Consider the following 1290-nt stretch of genomic DNA (forward strand, 5'->3'; position numbering starts at 1 on the left):
GGGTTATAGGACAAAACGTGTGTAAATCCCGCGCGTGTCACGTGCGTCCTGCCCAACCTTTGCGGGCCCAGAGGCCTTCCTCTGCGGTGGCTGTGTTGCCGTATTCCTCGGGTCCGTGTGGCTGCTCGACGGCGGTTTGGGCCGCCGGGCGTGTGGGTGTGTATTGCTCGGGGCGGATGAGCTGGGCGGGCTGGTCCGGAGTTTCGCTGTGGAGATAGAGGTACCACTCGATGGCCCGCTTCTGGTGCTCTTCGCTCATCCCGCGGTGGGCCCGCAGAATCAGGCGCAGCTGCGCGTTCGTGCCGCCTTCGATCCGGTTTGTCGTGGCCGCGATATCGAGTCCTGTGAACTCGGTACGCAGGTAGGTGAACAGGCTCCCTGCTTGGCTGAGCCGCTCCAGGAGGCGATAGGCCTTCCGGAGCCGGTCATGGGTAAACCACCAGGCCTGATTCGCCCGCACCCACGCCGGTGCCGGGGAGGCTGCGGTGCGGTAAGTCCGGGCCCGGACCAGTTGCCCGTGGTTCTGGTACCAGTCATTGAGGTGGCCGAGCCACGCCGCGGCCTGCGCGGGTGTGCTGATCCGTGTCAGGGCCCGGCCAAGGCGCAGGAGAGCTTTGCCGGCCTCGGTCCTGGGCCTGCTGGTCAGGTAGGTGCGCACGTTGCGCTGGACATGGACCAGGCAGCGCTGAATGGCGGTATCCGACCAGCAGTCAGAGAGCGCGGCGGCGATCCCGGAACCACCGTCGGTGATCACCACCCGCGGAGCCGGAAAACGTCCAAGCAACGCCGCCCACGCGGCCTTCTTCTCGGTGTCGCACCACTGCCAGCCGATCACATGCTCACCGGCGATCGCGATCAGGCAGCACCACGAGCCGACGTAGATCCCGTCGATCTGGACCTGGTCATGGATCTCGCCCGTGGCCGGAATCGCGGGGGCAATATTCCAGCACCACGCCGTGCGGCGCCGGAAGGACCGGGCCGTACCGAACGAGTCAACCAGCGCTTGGCCGCCGGTACCCAGCAGCCAGCCCAGAAACGCACCCAGCTCCGCACGCCGGCTCACATCCGGGCGTTCACCCGAGCGGCTCGCCCCGCATTCCAGGCACCGGTAGCGCTGCTTACCCGCGGCCGTTTTCCCGTTCCGTACCAGCGCCTGACCGCAGACCAGACATTCCAGAGATATGCAAGCACCCCAGCCACCCTAAGCTTCCAAAGCTTAGCTACCCCGAAATTCGCCCGCCAACACTGGGAAGCAGGCACAATCCATACACACGTTTTGTCCTATAACCC

1 protein-coding gene is annotated in these 1290 nt (G+C 65.7%); it reads right to left on the reverse strand.

The window, feature by feature from the left end; all coding sequences use genetic code 11:
• Positions 1–37: 37 nt before the first annotated feature.
• Positions 38–1183 (reverse strand): IS1249 family transposase, encoded by a 1146-nt coding sequence (locus VLA65_RS21925; RefSeq protein WP_306964716.1) that lies wholly within the window; start codon positions 1181–1183, stop codon positions 38–40.
• Positions 1184–1290 lie beyond the last annotated feature (107 nt).

The organism is Arthrobacter sp. S2(2024), from assembly GCF_036662515.1.
Classification (GTDB): domain Bacteria; phylum Actinomycetota; class Actinomycetes; order Actinomycetales; family Micrococcaceae; genus Arthrobacter.